The following is a 20,851-nucleotide window of genomic DNA, read 5'->3' as shown; positions in this document are numbered from 1 at the left end:
ATAAACTTTTAACACTTGCAAGTTTAACAAAATGCGTTTCTCAGCGTCTAATACGATAGCGTTCTGAAGTTTTATGCTTCCTTTTTTTGAAAATTCTTAATAAATAAATGAGGCAAAAGTTTACCCTTTTGTAATTAATAAATAAAAGAAAAAATGATTCAAACTGAAATCACCCGAATTCTTACGAGAAAATCTCTCGGGCTTACTTTCGTACTTTCAGCAGCCGCCATGGCATTTGCTCAACAGAAAATCAATGTTTCCGGCAGTATTGTGGATCAGCAAAACAATCCTGTTCCCTATGCTTCTGTCAGTTTTTCCAACAAAGCCAACACTGCTTTCAATGATGCTGCGCTTACGGATGAAAGCGGGTTTTACACACTGGAACTGGTGCCGGGGAATTATGATGTTACTGTGGAAGCGATTGATTTCAAAAGAAGAACTGCGAACAAGCAGATTTCCACTGCTGGAAATATCGGCAGCATCAGTGTGGAAGCGGAAAGTTCCACCACGCTCACTCCTACTCAGAATATTGAGGGAGTTGTGATTTCTGCGCCTGCATCCCGCCCTTATCGTGTAGAATTGGATAAAAAAGTGTACGACCCTTCTCAGGATATCATCAGCAAAGGCGGAAATTTACAGGATGTTCTCAGCAATGTTCCGTCCGTATCTGTGGAAACCGACGGTACCGTATCCATGAGAGGAAATACAAATGTGCGGTTTTTAATTAATGGAAAACCTTCTTCCATGCTAGGAATTGATGATGGTGCCAATGCGATGCAATCCATTCCTGCAGATCAGATTGAAAGAATTGAAGTCATCACGAATCCATCGTCCAAATTTGAAGCTTCCGGAACGGCAGGTATTCTGAATATTATTTTGAAAAAATCAAGAAGAATGGGCTTTAACGGAAGTGTTACGGGATCAGTTGGATATCTTCCGAATACTAGTTTAAACACCAACTTGAGCTGGAGAAGAGGTAACCTGACGTGGTTTCTGAATGGTGGTGGTGGTTACAGAAGATCGAAAGGGGTCAATAATTACGATGCACGGTTTGAAGATAGAGGGATATTGAAACAAATGCTGACACAGGTTTCTGATTCGGAAAGCAAAAATGAAATGAACAATTTCAACGGAACTGCAGGGATGGTATATGATTTCAACGACAGAACTTCTGCTAATGCTTCTATATCTTTCAGAACTTATAAGAATGATTCTGATGACTCAGTAGATAACAAAATGACTTATAATGGTATTGATATCAACAATACCGATTTTGATTTTCCCCTAAGCAAATTACGAAACACTATAGGAACTAACCAGAACAAATCTTTTCAGGGAGATTTTGGATTAGATCATAAAATTGATGACAACGGACAATTGATTTCAATGTCATTAAGCCTTCAAAAGAACCTTTCAGAGGGAGAAAGTGGCATTACCGAATTACGCAATAATGCCAATTACGGATTCGATCAAACCGTTAACAATACCGAAAGTAATACAATCATAGGAAAGATAGATTATGAGCTTCCCATTGGTGAAAATTCAAAAATTGAAGCCGGCTACCGCTTTGACAGGAACCAAAATGATTACGATTATGCTGTGTGGAATAACGGAATTGTAAATCCTGATTTCACCAGCGTTACAAATTATAGTGAAATGTTCAACGCTTTTTATGTTCAGTTCAAAAGTAAAATTGGTGAAAAATTTGCGTACCAATTGGGATTGAGGGATGAAATTTCAAAAGTAGATGTAGACTTCAAAAACCTGGTAGATCAGGAACCTGCTATTGATAAAGCTTATAACAATATCTTCCCTTCTGTTTTTTTAAGTTATAATATTTCAGACAGCGGCCAAATTTTACTAAATTATTCCAAAAGAATTAACCGTCCACGGTCATGGTTTTTGGTTCCTATGCGAAGCTATAGCAATAACGATAATATCTTTAGCGGAAATCCAAATTTGAATCCTTCTTTTGTTAATTCATTTGAACTCGGATATAGTATTCAAAAAAGAAAATTCACCATTAACCCTACCGTCTATTTCAATCATGAGGAAGATGAAACTCAAATGGTTAACCTCTATAATTTCGAGAAAAGCCGATTCGAGACCAAACCTTTCAACATTGGGTCAGAGCAGCGTTATGGTTTGGATATGAACTTTACATACGATCCATTTTCTTGGTTAAAACTGATGGGAAATCTCGACTTATTTGGCTATAAATCTGAGGGCGATTATCAATATACGACACTCATCAATGGTGTGGCAGCTCCCGCCAATATATCATTTGACGGAAATGGATTTTCAACCAGATCCAGACTTACCACAACTTTCCGGATTGACCGAACATTTAATGTTCAGTTGCAAGGTTTCTATCGGGGAGGAACGGAAACGAGCAGCTCTAAAACCGAGCCGATGTATGCCCTCAATCTGGGAGCTTCCAAAACCATCTGGGATGGCAACGGAACGATTAATTTTAATATTCAGGATATTTTTGATACCCGAAGCAGGTCTTATTACACCTTTGGAGATGGCTTCGAAAGAAAATCTTTCATGCAATGGCAACCCCGAACTTTTTCAGTGAGTCTTACTTACCGTTTCAAACAGGGTGATAAAGTAGAACAGCCAAGAAGAAAACGCGACACTAACCTCGAAGGTGGCGACGATGAAATGCCGCCAATGTAACAGAAAATGTTAGCAGATAAAAAAATCATGTTGGAAATTCCCAACATGATTTTTTTATGCCTTGTCCGAAAAATAGTAAATTTATTCTTGTTATAATCTTTTTTTTAAAAGACATTGCCTAAGTTTGAAACTTTGGCAATGTTGATTGAGTAGTAATAAAACAGGTTACTGTATATTAGTTCTTCACAGAATACACCGATTTTCTTTCTTTAATCGTTTCCAAAACTACAATATCTTTCAGTGCTTCAGGATTTATTTTGAGGGGATTTTTATCCAGAATCACAAAATCAGCCAGTTTATCTTTCTTGATGGTTCCTTTTGAATTCTCTTCAAAATATTGGTATGCAGCCCATTCTGTAAGAGATTTTAGTGCATAATAAGGACTTATTCTTTCATCCGCTCCGATAACTTTACTGGATCTGCTGATTCTGTTCACCACAGAGTACAAAATCATGGTGCTGCTCGGCAATGCAACCGGAGCATCATGGTGCTGGGTAAAGATCATTCCTTTGTTCAAAGCTGATTGTGCCGGAGAAATTTTGTCTGCTCTTTCTTTTCCTAAAGTTTCATCCGTATGCCAATCTCCCCAATAATACGTGTGCATTCCGAAGAAAGAAGGAATGATTCCTAATTCTTTATAGCTGTCCAACTGATCCATTCTCGCAGTCTGGGAATGAATACCCACCGTTCTTCTGTTCTCATTTCCGTGTTTTTTTCCAGCAGCATCTGCAGCGGCAATCAGTTCATCAATGGCAGCATCACCATTGCAGTGAGCCAGAATTTGCCAATTGTTGCTGTAAGCAGCGTCTACAAGCGAAATCGCATCATCTTCTTTTGGAAATGCAGGATATCCTTTATAGGTGTCGGGTTGTCCCGGTGGCGGAACTACATAAGGCTGAGTAAGCCAAGCTGTTTTTCCCTGAGGCGAACCGTCTAAAGAAATTTTCACTCCTGCAATCCTGAATTTATTTTTGTAATCTTTGCTCACTCCGTGCTTCTTCATATATTCCATCTGCGTTTGGATATCCGGATACACCGCAATATCTATTGGCAATTTTCCCTCATCAGCCAGTTTCGACCAGGTATTGGATGCATCAACTGTCGCTCTGCCCTCTTGCGCTGTTGTGAATCCAAAACGAACATAGGCGTTCAAACCGGCCAGTGCAATTTTTTCGTTCGCATCTGCATCCAAAACAGCCAACATTTTGAATAAAGGAATGAAGGCCGCCATTTCTTCCAATACACCGCTGGGTTTCGTAGTTCCGGGGAGTCTTCGGATAAGTCCGCCGGCAGGATCCGGAGTATTTTCATTAATATCAGACAATTCGAGTGCTTTGTGATTCATGACTGCCAAATGTCCGGACTGGTGAATAATAATGACCGGAACCGTTGTAGAAACCTTGTCCAGATCTCTTGCTGTAGGAGGAAGTTTTTCCTTTAACTGCGCATCATCATATCCAAATCCTATAATCCATCCGTATTTTCCTATCGCTTTCTTGTTTTTTCCTTTCCATTCGTTCAGCAACCTGACAATATCGTCAATGCTGTTACCGTTTCCGTCCGGAGCCGGAAGAAGATTTGCAGAAACAGCCTGAAATCCGGCATTCCAGATATGGCCGTGAGCATCTATAAATCCTGGCAACAAGGTTTTGTTTTGCAGGTCATTCATCGTAGTCTCAGAACCTTTATATTGGTTCACTTCCTGTAAACTTCCGGCGAAAAGAATTTTTCCGTCTTTCACGGCCACAGCTTCTACATACTGTGGTTCGTCGCCTTCCATGGTCAGGATGTCTCCGTTGTAATAAATGCTGTCAACAGAAACAGATTCTTTTGTTTTACAATTGCTTAAGAGTGCTAAGCTTAAAAAAAGAAACAGAGTTTTCTTCATAATTATTAATTAATAAGGTTATAATTTTATTTTTAAAAAAAGTTTTAGGGAATTGGCAAGAAGTGATGAAAAGGAAACGAAACAGTTCTTTTTAGTCACCACTGAATCGCTTTATTCCAGTATTACAAATGTAAACTTTTTGAGCAAAATAGAGGGTTGTACATTTCTTTTTTTTGAAAAAGAGCCGACAATAAGCTGAAATAAATCACTTCTACACTGATTTGTTCTTTTATTCTTTCTTATTATATCAGCTGAAATGATAATCATTCAATCTTTATAACGTCTCCACTATAGTTGGCTCAATAAGATTTTTGGAATTAATTCGGGCACTATTATTCCACAAAAAAACCAGAACTTTTTTGTTCTGGCTTTATATAAAATTCTTACGTTTGCCTATCTTGCAATATTCACGGCACGGGTTTCACGGATGACCGTTACTTTCACTTGTCCGGGATAGGTGAGTTCATTTTGTATTTTTTCCGAAATATCGTAGGAAAGCTGGTGCGATTGTTCATCAGTCACTTTTCCACTTTCTACCATCACGCGCAGTTCACGCCCGGCCTGAATGGCATAAGCACTCGAAACGCCGTCGAAACTCATGGCAGTGGATTCCAGATCCTTTAGTCTTTGAATATACGATTCCAAAACCTGACGTCTTGCTCCCGGCCTTGCTCCGGAAATACCATCCGCAACTTGAATCAGCGGTGATAATAAAGAAGTCATTTCCACTTCGTCATGGTGCGCACCAATTGCGTTGACGACTTCTGCATTTTCTCCATATTTTTCTGCCCACTGCATTCCCAAAAGTGCGTGTGGAAGTTCGGATTCCTGTTCCGGCACTTTTCCTATATCATGCAACAGCCCGGCTCTTTTGGCGAGTTTCACATTTAATCCCAGTTCTGCAGCCATCGTTGCAGCGATATTGGCTACTTCGCGGGAGTGCTGCAACAGGTTTTGTCCATAAGAGGAACGGTATTTCATTCTCCCTATAATTTTCACTAGTTCGGGATGTAACCCGTGAACTCCGAGGTCTATAATCGTTCTTTTCCCGACTTCTATAATTTCTTCTTCGATTTGTTTTCTGGTTTTTTCCACCACCTCTTCTATTCTTGCAGGGTGAATTCTTCCGTCTGTCACCAATCTGTGGAGTGAAAGCCTGGCGACTTCCCTTCTCACCGGATCGAAACAGGAAAGCAAAATAGCTTCCGGAGTATCATCCACAATAATTTCTACGCCTGTTGCGGCTTCCAAGGCACGGATATTCCGCCCTTCTCTTCCGATAATTCTTCCTTTTATTTCATCCGATTCGATATTGAAAACAGAAACAGAATTCTCAATGGCTTGCTCTGTACCGATTCTTTGGATGGTTTGAATTACTATTTTTCTGGCTTCACTTTTCGCATTCAGTTGAGCCTCTTCCATGATTTCCTGCACGTGTGCCTGCGCTCTGGTCTTGGCTTCTGCTTTCATGGCTTCTACCAATTCGGCTTTGGCTTCTTCGGCAGTGTAATGTGACAGCTTTTCGAGGATTTCCACTTTCTGCGTCGTGATGGTCTCCAATTCTTCCTGTTTTCTTTCCAGAATTTCATGCTTTTTGGCATAATCGGCAATTTGTCTATCCAGATCTTTTTCCAGCTTTCCGGTTTTGCTCAATTCATCATTCAGCTTTTGTTCTTTATCGCGGATGCGTTTTTCAATTTCCTGAATTTTCTTTTCCCGATTCTGAATTTCGGTATCATGCTGTGATTTCAGTTCCAAAAATTTCACTTTGGCTTGAGCTTCTTTTTCTTTTCTTACGGATTCTGCTTTTACGTTGGAGTTTTCTATGATATTCTCAGCGTTTTTCTTGGCATCTTCTATAATAAATTTAGCTTTTGTATTGAGGCTGCTTCTGGAAAATAACAGCCCCATGAGAATTCCTGCTGCCAAGGCTACAAAGCCGATAATAATAGTGGTAAGTGTCATATATATTAAGTTTTTATTTCTAAATATTTTGATATTAAGTTCTTAAGGATCACACGATGGTCCCTATTTTTTCATAAAAAAACCTACAACAGTTCAGGTGATAAGAGTAAACTCCTAATCAACACGATTTGAACTGATTTCCTTTGTCTGTAATCCGCAAAATGCGGCACGCCATTCAAAGGACATTTGTTCGGTAATTGTTTAGCGTTGAGTTTACCTTTAATGTGTTAGAACTATTGTAGGCAGTTTTTTGGAAAAGAAAAATCTACTTTTCCAGTGCTTCCAGGTTTTGGTTGATTTTTTTCAGCCGTTCGGAGGAAGCTTTAATATTGTTTTCATTGGCCAGCGCAGTTACTTCTGCATTGGTTCCCAGTTTCAGTGCACACATCGCAAGAGCATCCTGCTTGTCGCGCACATCAAAATTCTGTTCAAAATCTTTAATCATGAGTTCAATCTGCTTCCCGACTTTGCGCAGTGTTTCTTCTTCTGCTGCGGGAACATTCAGCGGGTATACTCTTCCTGCAATATTAATGGTAATTCGTCTTACATCCATTACAATCCGCTGTTTTGAAGTTCGGCAATGCAGAAATCTACTTCTTTGATGAGGCGGTTCAGGTGGTTTTTCATCAGCCTGTTATGTTCCGGATTTCCTGCTATTGCTGAATAAAGTTTTATATTTTTTTGTTCTTCTGCTAATACCTGATTTTTTTTTCTCTCTTCATCATATTTTTCCTTCAGTTCTTGGAGCTCTTCATTTAGAGCGATATATTCTTTGGAAAGCGACTGATAATTTTTGCTAATTGCCGCAATTCTGTTTTCCAGTTCCAAAAAATGTTGTTCTAAATCTTTGAGCATTTCAGGTTTTTAAAATTCTAACATTTAAGCAAAAATATAAAATTTAAATGATGAATCAATTACAAAACCTCTTCTTTTTTGTTTTACTACGAAAATAAAAAAGAGAAAGCGTGGGTAACTTTCTCTTTATCTTGATATTGTATTGATTTTTATTCAAATTTCAGCGTGAACATAAACGCTCTGGTTTGCAATGTAGAAACTGCTTTTGCCCAATATGGCGGCGTTGCCGGATTATCGGCTACCATTTCATTGTTCATGAAAAAGGTACCGCGAATTCCCGGAGTCAGCTTGAAACGATTGAAATAAATCTGAATTCCGATTTCGGCAGACCATGCGAAATTATGCGTGGTAGAACGAAAAACCTGTTGAAGATTATCATCATCACTGTTGGCATTTGATTGTAAATTAACTACATAATTAACTCCGGCAGCAACATAAGGGCGGGTATTGTACCATCTTTCTCCGTGCATTTCCACAAGTACTGGAATATCCAACATGGTAGATTTTACTCTTCTCACCCGATCATCTTCATCCATTGGAAAAGGGATAAAAGGAGGATTGGTAAGCGTTCCGGCCGCATATTGATCATTGGACTGGGTATTGAAAACAATTTCTCTTTCAGCAAACTGTAATCCTGGCTCCAACCTCAGATCAAAATAATCATTCAGCCTCATTTTTCCGATAAGTCCGGCACCAAAACCACCCATCGGTTTGGCCGAAACCAGATTATGATTGCCACTCATCCCGTATCTTGGGTGCAAAACCGTATGGAAATCAAACAAATTTCCGTTAAGATAAAAGCCCCAGCTGAATTTCTGATGATCAAAACTCTCCAACCTGTCCATTCTGTCTCTGGTTCGGAACTGAGCATCAGCCAGTGTCGCAAATGTAAAGGATACTAAAACCAGTGATTTTAATAAAATTTTATTCATGTGTATATTTAATTTTTCTTACCCATTTCTTTAACGCCGTACTATTTGGTGGCTTTATAAATGGTGGCAATCCCTAAACTTAGTTTTTTATATTCCACTTTTTTGAATCCTGTTTCCAGCAGGATCTGTTTCATTTTTTCTCCGAACGGAAATGCATTTACCGAATCGGGCAGATAAGTATACGCGCGGTTATCCTTGGAAACCAATCTTCCAATCATCGGAAGAATATTTTTAAAATAAAACATATACAGCGGTGCCAAAAGGCCTTCCACTTTGGAAAATTCCAAAATATAAACGCTTTTTTCTTTCTTCACCACTCTTCTCAGTTCCGCCAATCCTTTGTTCAGATTTTCAAAATTCCGGACTCCAAATGCTACGGATACCGCATCAAAACGATCGTCTTCAAACGGCAACTGTTCAGCATCACCTTTCTGTAGTAAAATTCTGCCGTCTAAATTAAGTTTTTTTATTTTAACAGCACCAACATTTAACATTTGTTGCGATAAATCCAATCCTACAACCTTCGCACCGGTTCCTTTTTGAATGGCAATGGCCAAATCGCCGGTTCCTGTTGCCACATCCAGGACTTCTTTTACATCATCTTTCTTCATCCATTTGGTCAGCGTATTGCGCCAGATGACGTCGATCTTCAAAGAAAGAACATGATTGAGCAAATCATACTTGGGAGCGATATTATCAAACATATCCTCCACTTCACTTTTTTTGCTCGCCTCGGAATTATACGGCTTCACCGGATCTGTATTGCTCATTAAAATTGATAATGTTCTTTATAATAATTTAAAAAATCCTGTTTCCGGAATATTTTCGTCCGGGTTTCTGTCTTTTGAATATTTTTGATAATGCGGTCGTAATTTTCATTAACATTATAATAGAAATCCTCCGCATACAAAGATTTGAAGTGTTTTGGCGCTCCGAAATAATTTTCATTATCAATCGTCGTCGTTCCCAATGTCATTAGTAGGGAATCTTTATCAACATCATATCCGTAATATTGGGTATGGATATAATAATCCTGATGTGCAATATTCACCATTCCGCGTTGCCTCGCGACAGTAAACGCAGAATCATATAGCAATTTCTTATGTTTATCAAAAACCTGAATGCTGTTCTGGCCTTTATTCAGATCCACTTCTACATATTGCCCACCGGAAATAATTTTCTCTGCACCTTTATTGAGTTTAAAATAATAGGTTTCTGAAGTGGGATTATCTACCAAATAAGCATCCTTTTTGGCCAGAAACAGGAAGTATATTCCGAAAGCCATCAGAACGGCAACAACAGAGATAAGGAAACCTTTTAAGGCAGGACTCATTTTCATATCCGTTATGGAGATTTTTGCAAATTTAATAATAATTTTCATTCTGCCTTATAGATTTTAATTCATACATTTGCAATTAATTTTTTTTACTTTTTTTACAAAATGCCCAATACAGTTATCATAGGCTCAGGCAGTTATTTACCGCCTAACATCATTGGCCGCAAACACTTTATGGATACCACTTTTTTCACGGACAGCGGTGAGAAAATTGATAAGCCTGCAGAAGAGATTATTGGAAAGTTTGTTGAAATTACCGAGATTGAAAACCGCCGATATATTGATGATGATCAAATGAATTCTGACATAGGCTATGAAGCTTCCAAAAAAGCCATTGCTTCTGCCGGAATAGATCCTGAAACGCTGGATTACATTATTTACGCCAGTAATTTCGGAGACGCTACCTCGGATGCCCGCCCGAATCTGATGCCGAATCTGGCTTCAAGGGTCAAGAATAAACTGGGAATCAAAAACAGAAAATGCATCACCTACGATATGGTCTTCGGATGTCCCGGCTGGGTAGAAGGAATGATTCTGGCCAATCATCTCATTAAAGCCGGAGTTGCCAAAACAATTCTCGTCATCGGAGCCGAAACACTGAGCAGAGTGACTGATCCCTACGACCGGAATAAAATGATTTTCGCCGATGGCGCAGGAGCTACCATAGTACAGGCAACCGAAGAGGAAAATGTCGGAATTATTGCCAGCAATACCGTTTGCGACAATGATGTTGAAATCACCTATCTTGAAAGTGCGCCTTCTCTCAATAAAGAAGCGGATCAGAATGAACTCTACATCCGCATGCAGGGAAGAAAAATATATGAATACGCGCTGAAAAACGTTCCCGATGCCATCAAAACCACGATAGATGATGCCGGACTGAGTATTGAAGATATCGACAAAATATTGCTGCATCAGGCGAATGCAAAAATGGATCATGCCATTATTGACAGGCTGATGAGACTTTATGGCAAAAAAAAATATGATGAAATCGTGGCACCAATGACCATTCAGGAGCTTGGAAATTCTTCCGTAGCGACTATTCCTACCATGTATGATCTTATTGTTAGCGGCCAAATGGAAGGGCAACAATTCAAAGAAAAAGGAAATATCGTTTTTGCTTCTGTAGGAGCAGGAATGAACATCAACGCGATTGTTTACCGGTTTCCGTAAATGAGTCACAAATACAGAATAGGGCACAGAATTTGAGAATTTTCTGTGCTTTTTTATTTTAATATGCAGAAAAACCTTCTCATTTTTACCGCCATTATATTCGTCCTGGAATTTTATGTGTTTCAGGCTTTCAAAATGGTTACCGAAAAACAATGGGCGAGAACAGCCTATTGGATTATTACCGTCTCCGTCTATGCCCTTCTCGTTTATCTGATCCTTAGTTTCAGCAAAGCAGAAGGCGGACATTATCGTATTCAGTTCATCGTTTCGCTTTTTTTAATATTTGTAGTTCCTAAACTTTTAGCCGTTATTTTTCTTCTGATTGATGATCTTTTCCGGCTGATGGAATTCGGAACCCACTCTTTATCAGGAAATTCAGACAAAGGATATCCCGGACGAAGAAAATTTTTGGGCCTTGCCGGACTTGGGCTTACGGGACTGTTCGCTATTTTGTTTACGGATGGCATCCTGTTTGGAAAATACCGGCACACTGCCAGAAAAGTGAAATTAAAAATTCCAGGGCTTCCGGAAAGTTTCAAAGGATACAGAATCGTTCAGATTTCAGATATTCATAGCGGAAGCTTCAAGAATCCTGAAAAACTGTACCCGGCCATAGATTTGATTAATGAACAGAATCCGGATCTCGTTCTGGCTACGGGCGACACCGTCAATAATTATGCTGAAGAATTCATTCCTTTTATTCCGCTTCTTTCCAAAATACAATCGAAAGACGGCAAATTTTCGGTGTTGGGGAATCATGATTACGGACATTATGCAGAATGGCACTCCAAGGCAACCAAAGACCGGAATGTTCCCGAGCTGATTCGTTTGAAAAGTCAAGCGGGTTTTGAAACCCTGAGAAATGAACACCGGATTATTGAAAGAAATGGTGAAAAGCTTTACCTCATTGGCGTGGAAAATTGGGGTTTGAAACCTTTCCCGCAATATGGTGACTTGGACAAAGCGACAAAGGGCATTCCACCGGAAGCCGCAAAAATTTTGATGAGCCACGATCCTTCTCACTTTGATGAAAAAGTAAAAGACCATCCGTCCAATATTCAGCTTACCGTCTCCGGGCATACCCACGGAATGCAGTTTGGCCTCGATTTAAAAAATATAAAATGGAGCCCTGTGCAATACCGTTACAAAAAATGGGCAGACCTGTACGAAAGCGCAGGCAAATTCCTGTATGTGAATCGTGGTTTCGGGGTTATCGGCTATCCCGGAAGAGTTGGAATATTACCCGAAATTACGGTTTTTGAACTGAGCTAATAATAAAATTTGACAAAAACAGAGCCGGTTTCAGGGAAGCCGGCTCATTTAAAACTCAAGGGTAATAATAAAAATAACCCAAAACTCTATACCATGCCCTTCCCGAGTTTTATTTTCAAATTATCAATCATATCTTTAGTCATTTCTGGCAAACCGAACTCATAGTTCAGTCCCCAATCCTGCTTCGCAACGGAATCGTCGATAGAAGCGGGCCACGAATCGGCAATTGCCTGACGGAAATCCGGTTTATAATCTATGGTGAAACCTGGAATTTCTTTCTTAATTTCAGCCGCCAAATCTGCAGGTGTAAAAGACATTCCCCCTAAATTGTACGAGGTACGAATCGTAATATTTTCTTTCGGAGCTTCCATTAATTGTAAAGTGGCATTGATCGCATCTTCCATGTACAACATCGGCATCGCCGTATTTTCACTGATGAAACTGGTGTAACTTCCTTTCTCTACAGCATCATAAAAAATTTCTACAGCATAATCTGTCGTTCCTCCGCCGGCAGGGGTTTTCCAGGAAATGAGGCCGGGATAACGGATACTTCTTACATCGACACCATATTTTTCAAAATAATATTCGCACCATTTTTCACCCGCGAGTTTTGAAATTCCATATACTGTGGAAGGATTCAAAACCACCTCCTGAGCAACATTTTCTTTGGGAATTCCTTTCCCAAAAACAGCGATGGAACTGGGCCAGAATATTTTATTAATGAGGCCTTCTTTGGCCATTTCACAAAAATTAATCAAGGGTTCCACATTCAGTTTCCATGCAAAAAGCGCCTGTTTTTCGGAAGTTCCGGAAAGCAATGAAGCCAAATGATACACTGTAGTAATATGATAATCCTGAATTACCTGCCGCACCAACTGGGTATTGGTAACGTCCATCCTTTCATAATATTTTGCATTGGTAGTAGTACTATCCCAACGATCCAGCCCGGAAGCCACTACATTTTCTTCTCCGTGAATTTCAATCAGCCTGTTGGTAAGTTCGGTGCCGATTTGTCCTAAAGCACCGGTAATAAGTATTTTTTCCGTGGAAGACTCCATGATCATATTTTGATTTTATACAAATTTAAAGATTTAATCCTATTTCTGACACAGTTTTTATTCCTAAAAAAAGAATAATTGATCAGTATTTTTTTTAACTAATAATGTCTTAAATGATTACTTTCAGGCTCGCGGGCACTACTTTGATGTTGACCGGCGAAGGAATTGCATGATATTCCCCGTCCAAATGCCAGTCTTCCGTATCTGCGTTCACGTTCATCCCCGACGTGGAAACAATCGAAACATAACTGTCTTCTTTCAGGCGTTTTGTAAACATCCTGTACGCAAACAGCAACCCGTATGTAAATGGGAACTTTTTCACCAAAACTGCTTCTGCTAGACCATCAGTTTTGTCGGCGTTTGGAGCAATGTAAGCGTGATTTCCAAACTGACGGGTGTTGGCGACGTTCAGCATCAGATAATGGCCATTATATTTCTTAAACTGCTCTTCAGGAAATGATAAATGAACCGGTTGATACCGAAAAAAGACAGCAAGACTGACTTTAATATAATTTAAAAAACCCCGCGTTGTTTTTTCAAATTCCTTCACTACTTTACTGTCAAACCCCACTCCTGAAACATTAATGGATAAACGCCCGTTTACCGTCACTGTATCTATTTTCTGAAATTTATTCTTCTTAATCTTTTCCAAAAGCTGGTCCAGGTTTTTTCCGAAATTCGTTTCATTGGCAAAGCCATTTCCCGAACCTGCGGGATAAATTGCGAGCTTTTTATCGGTATGAATAAGATGTTGAGCAACGGAAGAAATGGTGCCGTCACCACCTACTGCCACAAAAATTTCTATCGAATTGAAATGTTCTTTAATAAAACGATCGGTTCCTTCAATAGATTCGGAAATATAATAGATAGGATGATCTATTTTCTCCTGAAGTTCATTCAGGAAAGGCTGATAATTTTTTTTGGCCGAGTGTGGATTGATGATAAAAGCAACGTGCTGCATATTTAACTAAAGTTTCTTGCTTATGGAATCTGCATTCTCTTTTTAAATTCAGGCGTCAAGGCAGTTGAAAGTTCTTTAAAAGGAATGGTAATATGGATAATGCCTGAGGAATAAGGAGCAATTTCGTACTGTCCGTAGACGAAAGTAATTGAATCTGAATTGAAATAAAAATTACGGTTGAACGAAACAGAATTGGGTTCAAAAAACTCAGCTTTTCTTTCTCCTGCATACTTTAAAAGCAATGTGTTCCAGTCTATCTGCGAAGGATTCAAAATATCTGAAAGCTCTACATATTTCTGCTCCTTAACATCTGCGGTTTTATAAATTTCGTAGGCATAACCGTGAGCACCGCCGGTATATCCATATCCGGTATAACGAAGCGTGAGGTAGTAATTTTGATCAGAAAAAATTTCCATGATGGAATGTCGGTCCCAGGTTTGGGGGAATTCCGGCATATAGGACTTGCTTTCTTTTTTCATCTCATTCATATACTCCTGCAAATCGTTGTGTAATGCAGCTTGCACTTCTTCCCGTGAATAAGATGTCAACGTTTTACTTTTCGGAAGAACATCTATATAAAGACTGTCCAACACTACTTTATCTATCCCGGTGAATACCAAAACTTTTTGACGGTATTCAACAGTCAGAGTATTGGAAATCTTCAACGTATCTCCTACGCTCAGGGAATCCATGGACATCATTTTTGCGACCGGAATAGTATCTGTATCCTGCAAAGTTTCATTGATGTCCATCTTTTTCTGATTACAGGACATCAGAAGATACGCCAGAAATAAAAGACTGAGATTTTTCATTTTTATCAATTTTGAATTGGCTGAATATACAAAAAGCCGTCCATTTTGACGGCTTTTATTTAGAGTTGAAGCTTACACATCAATTCTAGCGTAGCGGGCATTCTTCTCAATAAAATCCCTTCTTGGCGGAACCTCATCTCCCATCAGCATCGAAAATACATTATCTGCATCTGCCAAGCTTTCGATAGTAACTTGCTTCAAAGTTCGGTTATCTGGGTTCAGGGTGGTTTCCCAAAGCTGTTCTGCATTCATTTCCCCAAGACCTTTGTACCGCTGAACTTCTACTCCTTTGCCATCAGCAGACATTTCCAGCGTTTTTTCTTCTCTTTCTTTTTCGTTCCAAGCATACACTTTTTTATTTCCTTTTTTCAAAAGATAAAGCGGCGGAGAAGCGATATAAATGTAACCCTGTTCAATCAATTCTTTCATATATCTGAAAAAGAAAGTAAGAATCAAGGTGGAAATGTGAGATCCGTCAATATCAGCATCTGTCATAATTACTACTTTATGGTATCTTAATTTGCTAATATTCAAAGCCTTGCTATCTTCTTCAGTTCCTATGGAAACGCCGAGTGCCGTATAGATATTTTTGATTTCTTCGTTTTCATACACTTTATGAAGCATGGATTTTTCCACATTCAGAATTTTACCTCTCAAGGGAAGGATGGCCTGAAAGTGTCGGTCGCGGCCTTGTTTCGCTGTTCCGCCGGCGGAATCCCCCTCTACCAGAAATAGTTCTGAAATTTCAGGATCTTTGGAAGAACAGTCGGCCAATTTACCGGGAAGCCCCGCACCGCCCATCGGCGATTTGCGCTGTACCATTTCTCTGGCTTTCTTGGCAGCCTGTCGGGCTTTTGCGGCTAATACTACTTTCTGAACAATCAGTTTAGCTTCGTTGGGATGTTCTTCCAGAAAGTTGGTCAGCATCTCGCCTACTATTTTATCCACTGCTCCTGAAACCTCAGAGTTTCCGAGTTTTGTTTTGGTTTGCCCCTCAAACTGAGGCTCCATCACTTTCACGGAAATTACAGCCGTCAATCCTTCCCGGAAATCATCACCCGTAACTTCTACTTTTTCTTTGGCAGGAAGTCCCAATTCATCTGCGAATTTCTTTAAAGTTCTGGTTAAAGCTCTTCTGAAACCAGCCAAGTGTGTTCCGCCTTCATGGGTATTAATATTATTAACATAAGAATGCAGATTCTCGTTGAAGGAAGTGTTGTAACGCATCGCCACTTCCACGGGAATTCCTTCACGTTCACCTTCCATGAAAATCACGCTGTCCATAATGGCCTCGCGGTTTCCATCAATATATTCTACAAATTCTTTAAGTCCGCCTTCGGAATAAAATGTTTCAGATTTAAAAGTTTCGTCTTCATTCCGTTCCCTTTCATCGGTTAAAGTAATGGTGATCCCTTTGTTAAGATAAGACAGCTCGCGCATTCTGCTGGCCAGGGTATCATAATTATACACAAGTTCCGTAAAGATAGTATCATCCGGCTGAAAGTACTGTTGAGTTCCTTTTTTATCGCTATCGCCAATTTTTTCCACATCAGCCTTGGCTTTTCCGCGTGAGTACATTTGCTGATAAACGTGGCCGTCACGATACACTGTGGTGACCATTTCTGTAGAAAGTGCATTAACGACAGACACACCAACACCGTGAAGTCCGCCGGATACTTTATAAGAATCTTTATCGAATTTCCCACCTGCTCCAATTTTCGTCATAACGACTTCCAATGCAGATTTTTGCTCTTTTTCGTGAAAATCTACCGGAATACCCCGTCCGTTATCGGTAACTTCTATGGCATTATTCTCCTTAATAGTTACTGTAATGGTGTCGCAGTGTCCTGCCAAAGCCTCATCGATAGAGTTATCCACCACTTCATAAACTAAATGGTGCAGACCTCTTACACCTACATCACCTATGTACATGGAAGGCCGCATACGAACGTGCTCCATTCCTTCCAGTGCCTGAATACTGCTTGCTGTATATTGTTTATTGCTCATAATTAAATTTAGATATTAAATGAGATTTAGCTCCCCCAACACTAAAAAAAATTTCAAAAAATGTCTGAAATCTAAAGTCTGAGGCGTGAAATCCCGCTAATGAAAAGACTAGCAAATATCGGAAAAATTAATGAGATATGAAAGCGAAATCACACAGGAAAATGATGAAAAATAATGAAAACTGAATATAAAAAAAGTTCCCGAATCAGGAACTTTTTTATCTTAATTATTTGATATCAACATCATTAACAAATCTCCATCTTTTTTCTCCACTTTCATCAGATTGTGTTTGGATAAATTTTTGGAAGCTTTATCCCATTTCTTCCCAGAAAGCTGGCTTCTTTCCTTCACTTCTGATAGTGACATAGGCTCCGACTGGGAGTTCAGAATTTCGACAATCACTTTTTCATCTTCGCCAAGTTCAATTTGCGACGTGTTTTTTTCCGGCTTCATTTGCGGGAAGAACAGCACTTCCTGAATGCTCGCATTATTGGTAAGAAACATAATGAGCCTGTCCATCCCGATTCCCAAACCTGAAGTCGGCGGCATTCCGTATTCCAAAGCGCGAAGAAAATCGTGATCAATGAACATGGCTTCATCATCTCCTTTTTCGGAAAGTTTCATTTGTTCTTCAAAACGTTCGCGCTGATCTATAGGATCATTCAACTCGGAGTACGCATTGGCAATTTCTTTTCCGCATACCATCAGCTCAAAACGTTCTGTCAGGCCTTCTTTGCTGCGGTGTTTTTTAGTGAGCGGCGACATTTCTATCGGATAATCGGTAATGAAAGTAGGCTGTATAAAATTGCCCTCGCATTTTTCACCGAAAATTTCATCAATCAGTTTGCCTTTCCCCATCGTTTCGTCTACCTCAATACCGATAGATTTTGCAAAATCGAATAATTCCTGCTCGGTTTTTCCGGTGATATCGAAACCTGTAAATTTCTGAATGGCTTCTGTCATGGAAATCCGCGGATACGGTGCTTTCCAGTTAATAGTGTGTTCCCCGAACTGTGATTCTGTAGTTCCATTAACTTCTTTAGCGGTAAATTCCAGCAGTTTTTCTGTGAAATCCATCATCCAGTGGTAATCTTTATAGGCAACATAAATTTCCATTGCCGTAAATTCCGGATTATGAGTGCGGTCCATTCCTTCATTTCTGAAGTTTTTTGAGAATTCATAAACCCCGTCAAAACCACCTACAATCAATCTTTTCAAATACAGTTCGTTGGCAATTCTTAGATACAAAGGAATATCGAGCGCATTGTGATGCGTAATAAACGGCCGCGCTGCAGCACCACCGGGAATCGGTTGCAGAACAGGCGTTTCTACTTCAAAGTATCCGGCATCATTAAAAAAAGTTCGCATGGCATTGAACATTTTTGTTCTTTTCACAAAAACTTCTTTCACATGCGGATTTACCGTTAAATCCACATAACGCTGTCTGTATCGCAGTTCAGGATCGTTGAAAGCATCATGAACTACACCATTTTCATCGGTTTTCGCCTGTGGTAAAGGTCTTAATGCTTTGGTAAGAAGGGTGAAATTTTTCACCATCACCGTCATTTCTCCGACCTGAGTTTTAAACAGTTCACCTTCAATTCCTATAATATCACCTATATCCAAAAGGTGTTTGTAGACTTCATTATAAAGCTCTTTATTGTCTCCCGGGCATATTTCATCGCGGTTAAAATAAACCTGAATCCTCCCTTCGGAATCCTGAAGTTCTGCGAAACTCGCCTTTCCCTGAATTCTTCTCGACATCAGACGGCCGGCAATTTTCACCTTTTTATTCTCCTCAAAACTTTCTTTGATGGTTTTGGTGGTATCGGAAATGGTGTATTCAGCAGCCGGAAATGCATCAATTCCCATGGCTGTCAGTTTTTGTAATTTTTCGCGGCGGATGATCTCCTGTTCAGATAACGACATTTTGTATAGCTTTAAAGGTGGCAAATTTACGGATTTCTGATGAGTTTAAAATCCTGCGTTTTGATCCTGCAAAAAGTTTCTTACTTTCGCTGCAGGAATGGTTATGAAAATTCTTGTTTTAGACAACTACGACAGTTTTACCTACAATTTGGTTCAGATGACAGAACAGATTGTGGGCCACCCTATTTTTGTCGCTAAAAATAATGAAATCGGCCTGAAAGAAATAGAGGAATTCGACAAAATCATCCTTTCACCAGGACCGGGAGTTCCTTCTGAAGCGGGAAATCTTCTTGATGTGATTCAAGAATTTCATCACAAAAAACCAATTTTGGGAGTTTGTCTCGGAATGCAGGCTATTGCCGAAGTTTTTGGCGGAAGCCTGATCAACCTGAAACAGCCTTTTCACGGCGTAGCTACAAAAGCAATTCGAATAAAAGAATGTAGGTTGCTGAAAAACCTTCCCGACTCTTTTGACGTCGGAAGATATCACAGTTGGGCCGTAACGACAGAAAATTTTCCTGATGAACTAGAAATTACTTCACTGGATCCTGAAGGCAGAATCATGTCTCTGCAACACAAAAAATATCCTGTTCACGGTGTACAGTTTCACCCGGAAAGCATTCTCACACCTTTTGGGAAAACAATTCTGAGCAATTTTCTGAAATAAAAACTGCTACTTACACAATTGTTATTCTCTGCATAAGAACATTATTTTGTACCTTTGTCCGTCAAAATCATTCTCATGACCATTACCCAAAATAAAACGATACAATTTCAGGATCTTGGAATTACCGATTATATGGACGCCTTTGCGAAGCAGGAACAGCTGATGAAATCCATCATCGATCTGAAAACCACAAACCGTGACCGCACTGATGGAAATATCGAAGAAACTCCCAATTATTTTCTTTTTGTAGAACACCCTCATGTTTATACTTTAGGGAAATCTGGGGATGAACACAATATGCTCGCCAACGAACATAAATTAAAGGAAATCAACGCTACTTTCGTGAAAACCAACCGTGGCGGCGATATTACTTATCATGGTTTCGGACAAATTGTAGGCTACCCTATTGTCGATCTGGATAATTTTAAATCGGACATCCACCTCTACATGAGAAATCTGGAAGAAGTCATCATCCGCGTGATTGAAGAATACGGTCTGAAAGGCGAACGAAGTGAAGGCGAAACCGGCGTTTGGCTGGATGTAGGACGGCCTTATGCCAGAAAAATATGTGCTCTGGGTGTGAAAACTTCCAAATGGGTGACGATGCACGGATTTGCGCTGAACGTGAATACCGATTTGAGGTATTTTGAATACATCATTCCTTGCGGTATCAAAGACAAAGCGGTCACTTCCCTCGCTCGCGAACTGGAACGGAATTTTACTGAAGAAGAAACTGCTGAAGTTAAAGAGAAAATCAAAAAGCATTTCATTGATGTGTTTGGAGCCCGCTTTGAAATTCTGAACAAGTAAGCCTTCATTCATGTTTAGCAAAGAAGAAGCCGCCCAACTGAAAAAAGAATTCTGGACTGCTTTTGGAAAAAGTTTTCCGAGGAAATGGATTCTGTATGATACCAAAATCAAGGATTTTTCATTCAAATTCAGCGCAGATAATAAGAAAGCAGAAGTTTCATTGGATATTGAAATGAAAGATGAACTGTTCCGGAATGCGTATTATGAAAAAATATGGTCCTTGGAAAAGATTCTTGAGGAATATATCGGCCAATTCCAGAAAGACGAATTTTATACGTTAGATAACGGCAAAGTGATCAGCCGAATCTGGGCCGAAAAAACCGGAGTTTCCATCTTCAACAAAACTTCCTGGCGGGACATCTTTGAATTCTTTATCGAAAAAATGGACGGCTTCGAACGCTTCTATCTGGAGTATGAGGATTTCATAAAGGATGTGTGAGTCTAATGGCGCTAATTCAGGTTTTATAAACTCATCAATTTTTCTCACCCTCGAAGGGTGTTGCA

At 39.6% G+C, this 20,851-nt stretch carries 18 protein-coding genes; 6 read left to right on the top strand and 12 right to left on the bottom strand.

The window, feature by feature from the left end; all coding sequences use genetic code 11:
* Window positions 1–153 precede the first annotated feature (153 nt).
* Window positions 154–2,682: a TonB-dependent receptor domain-containing protein gene (locus DQ356_RS07745; protein WP_114303912.1), complete on the top strand. Its 2,529-nt coding sequence runs from the start codon at window positions 154–156 to the stop codon at window positions 2,680–2,682.
* 175 nt (window positions 2,683–2,857) lie between these two features.
* Here the strand turns inward: DQ356_RS07745 and DQ356_RS07740 are convergent, their stop codons facing one another.
* From DQ356_RS07740 to DQ356_RS07710, 7 genes are all read right to left on the bottom strand, one after another.
* On the bottom strand, window positions 2,858–4,570 hold the full coding sequence (locus tag DQ356_RS07740) for an amidohydrolase (RefSeq protein ID WP_114303911.1): 1,713 nt from the start codon (window positions 4,568–4,570) through the stop codon (window positions 2,858–2,860).
* A 393-nt stretch (window positions 4,571–4,963) separates the two neighbouring features.
* The gene (gene rny, locus DQ356_RS07735; protein WP_114303910.1) at window positions 4,964–6,535 is read right to left on the bottom strand and encodes a ribonuclease Y; all 1,572 of its coding nucleotides are present in this window, start codon (window positions 6,533–6,535) and stop codon (window positions 4,964–4,966) included.
* A 265-nt stretch (window positions 6,536–6,800) separates the two neighbouring features.
* Window positions 6,801–7,088 (bottom strand): cell division protein ZapA, encoded by a 288-nt coding sequence (locus DQ356_RS07730; protein ID WP_114303909.1) that lies wholly within the window; start codon window positions 7,086–7,088, stop codon window positions 6,801–6,803.
* A complete protein-coding gene (locus tag DQ356_RS07725; protein WP_114303908.1) occupies window positions 7,088–7,390 on the bottom strand; it encodes a hypothetical protein in 303 nt (100 codons plus the stop codon). Before DQ356_RS07725 ends, DQ356_RS07730 begins: the two co-directional genes overlap by 1 nt.
* Before the next feature lie 149 nt (window positions 7,391–7,539).
* Complete coding sequence (porT, locus tag DQ356_RS07720; protein WP_114303907.1) at window positions 7,540–8,322, bottom strand: type IX secretion/gliding motility protein PorT/SprT; 783 nt, start codon at window positions 8,320–8,322, stop codon at window positions 7,540–7,542.
* Window positions 8,323–8,363: 41 nt separating this feature from the next.
* A complete protein-coding gene (ubiE, locus tag DQ356_RS07715; RefSeq protein ID WP_114303906.1) occupies window positions 8,364–9,092 on the bottom strand; it encodes a bifunctional demethylmenaquinone methyltransferase/2-methoxy-6-polyprenyl-1,4-benzoquinol methylase UbiE in 729 nt (242 codons plus the stop codon).
* Window positions 9,092–9,661 carry a hypothetical protein gene (locus DQ356_RS07710; RefSeq protein ID WP_114304059.1) on the bottom strand — a complete coding sequence of 190 codons (570 nt, stop codon included), beginning with the start codon at window positions 9,659–9,661 and terminating at the stop codon, window positions 9,092–9,094. Before DQ356_RS07710 ends, ubiE begins: the two co-directional genes overlap by 1 nt.
* A gap of 102 nt (window positions 9,662–9,763) precedes the next feature.
* Here DQ356_RS07710 and DQ356_RS07705 point away from each other — a divergent pair, with 102 nt between their 5' ends.
* Window positions 9,764–10,831, top strand: a complete 1,068-nt coding sequence (locus DQ356_RS07705) for a 3-oxoacyl-ACP synthase III family protein (RefSeq protein ID WP_114303905.1) — start codon at window positions 9,764–9,766, stop codon at window positions 10,829–10,831.
* A gap of 63 nt (window positions 10,832–10,894) precedes the next feature.
* Window positions 10,895–12,103, top strand: coding sequence for a metallophosphoesterase (locus tag DQ356_RS07700; RefSeq protein WP_114303904.1), 1,209 nt, complete (start codon window positions 10,895–10,897; stop codon window positions 12,101–12,103).
* Window positions 12,104–12,189: 86 nt separating this feature from the next.
* On the opposite strand, the gene DQ356_RS07695 is transcribed toward DQ356_RS07700, so the two are convergent.
* From DQ356_RS07695 to lysS, 5 genes are all read right to left on the bottom strand, one after another.
* Window positions 12,190–13,161 carry an NAD-dependent epimerase/dehydratase family protein gene (locus DQ356_RS07695; RefSeq protein WP_114304058.1) on the bottom strand — a complete coding sequence of 324 codons (972 nt, stop codon included), beginning with the start codon at window positions 13,159–13,161 and terminating at the stop codon, window positions 12,190–12,192.
* A gap of 109 nt (window positions 13,162–13,270) precedes the next feature.
* Entirely contained in the window at window positions 13,271–14,122 is an 852-nt protein-coding gene (locus tag DQ356_RS07690) for a diacylglycerol/lipid kinase family protein (RefSeq protein ID WP_114303903.1), read from the bottom strand.
* A 20-nt stretch (window positions 14,123–14,142) separates the two neighbouring features.
* Window positions 14,143–14,934, bottom strand: a complete 792-nt coding sequence (locus DQ356_RS07685; protein ID WP_114303902.1) for a DUF3298 and DUF4163 domain-containing protein — start codon at window positions 14,932–14,934, stop codon at window positions 14,143–14,145.
* 72 nt (window positions 14,935–15,006) lie between these two features.
* Window positions 15,007–16,941, bottom strand: a complete 1,935-nt coding sequence (gyrB, locus tag DQ356_RS07680; RefSeq protein ID WP_114303901.1) for a DNA topoisomerase (ATP-hydrolyzing) subunit B — start codon at window positions 16,939–16,941, stop codon at window positions 15,007–15,009.
* Window positions 16,942–17,163: 222 nt separating this feature from the next.
* Entirely contained in the window at window positions 17,164–18,870 is a 1,707-nt protein-coding gene (lysS, locus tag DQ356_RS07675; RefSeq protein WP_114303900.1) for a lysine--tRNA ligase, read from the bottom strand.
* Window positions 18,871–18,973: 103 nt separating this feature from the next.
* On the opposite strand from lysS, the gene DQ356_RS07670 reads away from it, so the two are divergent.
* From DQ356_RS07670 to DQ356_RS07660, 3 genes are all read left to right on the top strand, one after another.
* Window positions 18,974–19,537, top strand: a complete 564-nt coding sequence (locus DQ356_RS07670; RefSeq protein WP_114304057.1) for an anthranilate synthase component II — start codon at window positions 18,974–18,976, stop codon at window positions 19,535–19,537.
* A gap of 75 nt (window positions 19,538–19,612) precedes the next feature.
* Window positions 19,613–20,347 (top strand): lipoyl(octanoyl) transferase LipB, encoded by a 735-nt coding sequence (gene lipB, locus DQ356_RS07665; protein ID WP_114303899.1) that lies wholly within the window; start codon window positions 19,613–19,615, stop codon window positions 20,345–20,347.
* A gap of 10 nt (window positions 20,348–20,357) precedes the next feature.
* The gene (locus DQ356_RS07660; protein ID WP_114303898.1) at window positions 20,358–20,786 is read left to right on the top strand and encodes a DUF4268 domain-containing protein; all 429 of its coding nucleotides are present in this window, start codon (window positions 20,358–20,360) and stop codon (window positions 20,784–20,786) included.
* Window positions 20,787–20,851 lie beyond the last annotated feature (65 nt).

Origin of the sequence: Chryseobacterium lacus (assembly GCF_003336205.1) — a bacterium.
Taxonomy (GTDB): domain Bacteria; phylum Bacteroidota; class Bacteroidia; order Flavobacteriales; family Weeksellaceae; genus Chryseobacterium_A; species Chryseobacterium_A lacus.
The sequence above is the reverse complement of the archived record's forward strand: the minus strand, read 5'-3'. Positions and strand labels throughout refer to the sequence as shown.

Bases quoted from the DNA above. Each gene is read 5' to 3' on its own strand.
- DQ356_RS07705 (WP_114303905.1), top strand. From the start codon at position 9,764: ATGCCCAATACAGTTATCATAGGCTCAGGCAGTTATTTACCGCCTAAC.
- DQ356_RS07745 (WP_114303912.1), top strand. From the start codon at position 154: ATGATTCAAACTGAAATCACCCGAATTCTTACGAGAAAATCTCTCGGG.
- ubiE (WP_114303906.1), bottom strand. From the start codon at position 9,092: ATGAGCAATACAGATCCGGTGAAGCCGTATAATTCCGAGGCGAGCAAA.
- lipB (WP_114303899.1), top strand. From the start codon at position 19,613: ATGACCATTACCCAAAATAAAACGATACAATTTCAGGATCTTGGAATT.
- DQ356_RS07670 (WP_114304057.1), top strand. From the start codon at position 18,974: ATGAAAATTCTTGTTTTAGACAACTACGACAGTTTTACCTACAATTTG.
- DQ356_RS07685 (WP_114303902.1), bottom strand. From the start codon at position 14,934: ATGAAAAATCTCAGTCTTTTATTTCTGGCGTATCTTCTGATGTCCTGT.
- DQ356_RS07710 (WP_114304059.1), bottom strand. From the start codon at position 9,661: ATGAAAATGAGTCCTGCCTTAAAAGGTTTCCTTATCTCTGTTGTTGCC.
- DQ356_RS07700 (WP_114303904.1), top strand. From the start codon at position 10,895: ATGCAGAAAAACCTTCTCATTTTTACCGCCATTATATTCGTCCTGGAA.
- DQ356_RS07740 (WP_114303911.1), bottom strand. From the start codon at position 4,570: ATGAAGAAAACTCTGTTTCTTTTTTTAAGCTTAGCACTCTTAAGCAAT.
- DQ356_RS07660 (WP_114303898.1), top strand. From the start codon at position 20,358: ATGTTTAGCAAAGAAGAAGCCGCCCAACTGAAAAAAGAATTCTGGACT.
- gyrB (WP_114303901.1), bottom strand. From the start codon at position 16,941: ATGAGCAATAAACAATATACAGCAAGCAGTATTCAGGCACTGGAAGGA.
- DQ356_RS07690 (WP_114303903.1), bottom strand. From the start codon at position 14,122: ATGCAGCACGTTGCTTTTATCATCAATCCACACTCGGCCAAAAAAAAT.
- porT (WP_114303907.1), bottom strand. From the start codon at position 8,322: ATGAATAAAATTTTATTAAAATCACTGGTTTTAGTATCCTTTACATTT.
- DQ356_RS07695 (WP_114304058.1), bottom strand. From the start codon at position 13,161: ATGGAGTCTTCCACGGAAAAAATACTTATTACCGGTGCTTTAGGACAA.
- DQ356_RS07730 (WP_114303909.1), bottom strand. From the start codon at position 7,088: ATGGATGTAAGACGAATTACCATTAATATTGCAGGAAGAGTATACCCG.
- rny (WP_114303910.1), bottom strand. From the start codon at position 6,535: ATGACACTTACCACTATTATTATCGGCTTTGTAGCCTTGGCAGCAGGA.
- DQ356_RS07725 (WP_114303908.1), bottom strand. From the start codon at position 7,390: ATGCTCAAAGATTTAGAACAACATTTTTTGGAACTGGAAAACAGAATT.
- lysS (WP_114303900.1), bottom strand. From the start codon at position 18,870: ATGTCGTTATCTGAACAGGAGATCATCCGCCGCGAAAAATTACAAAAA.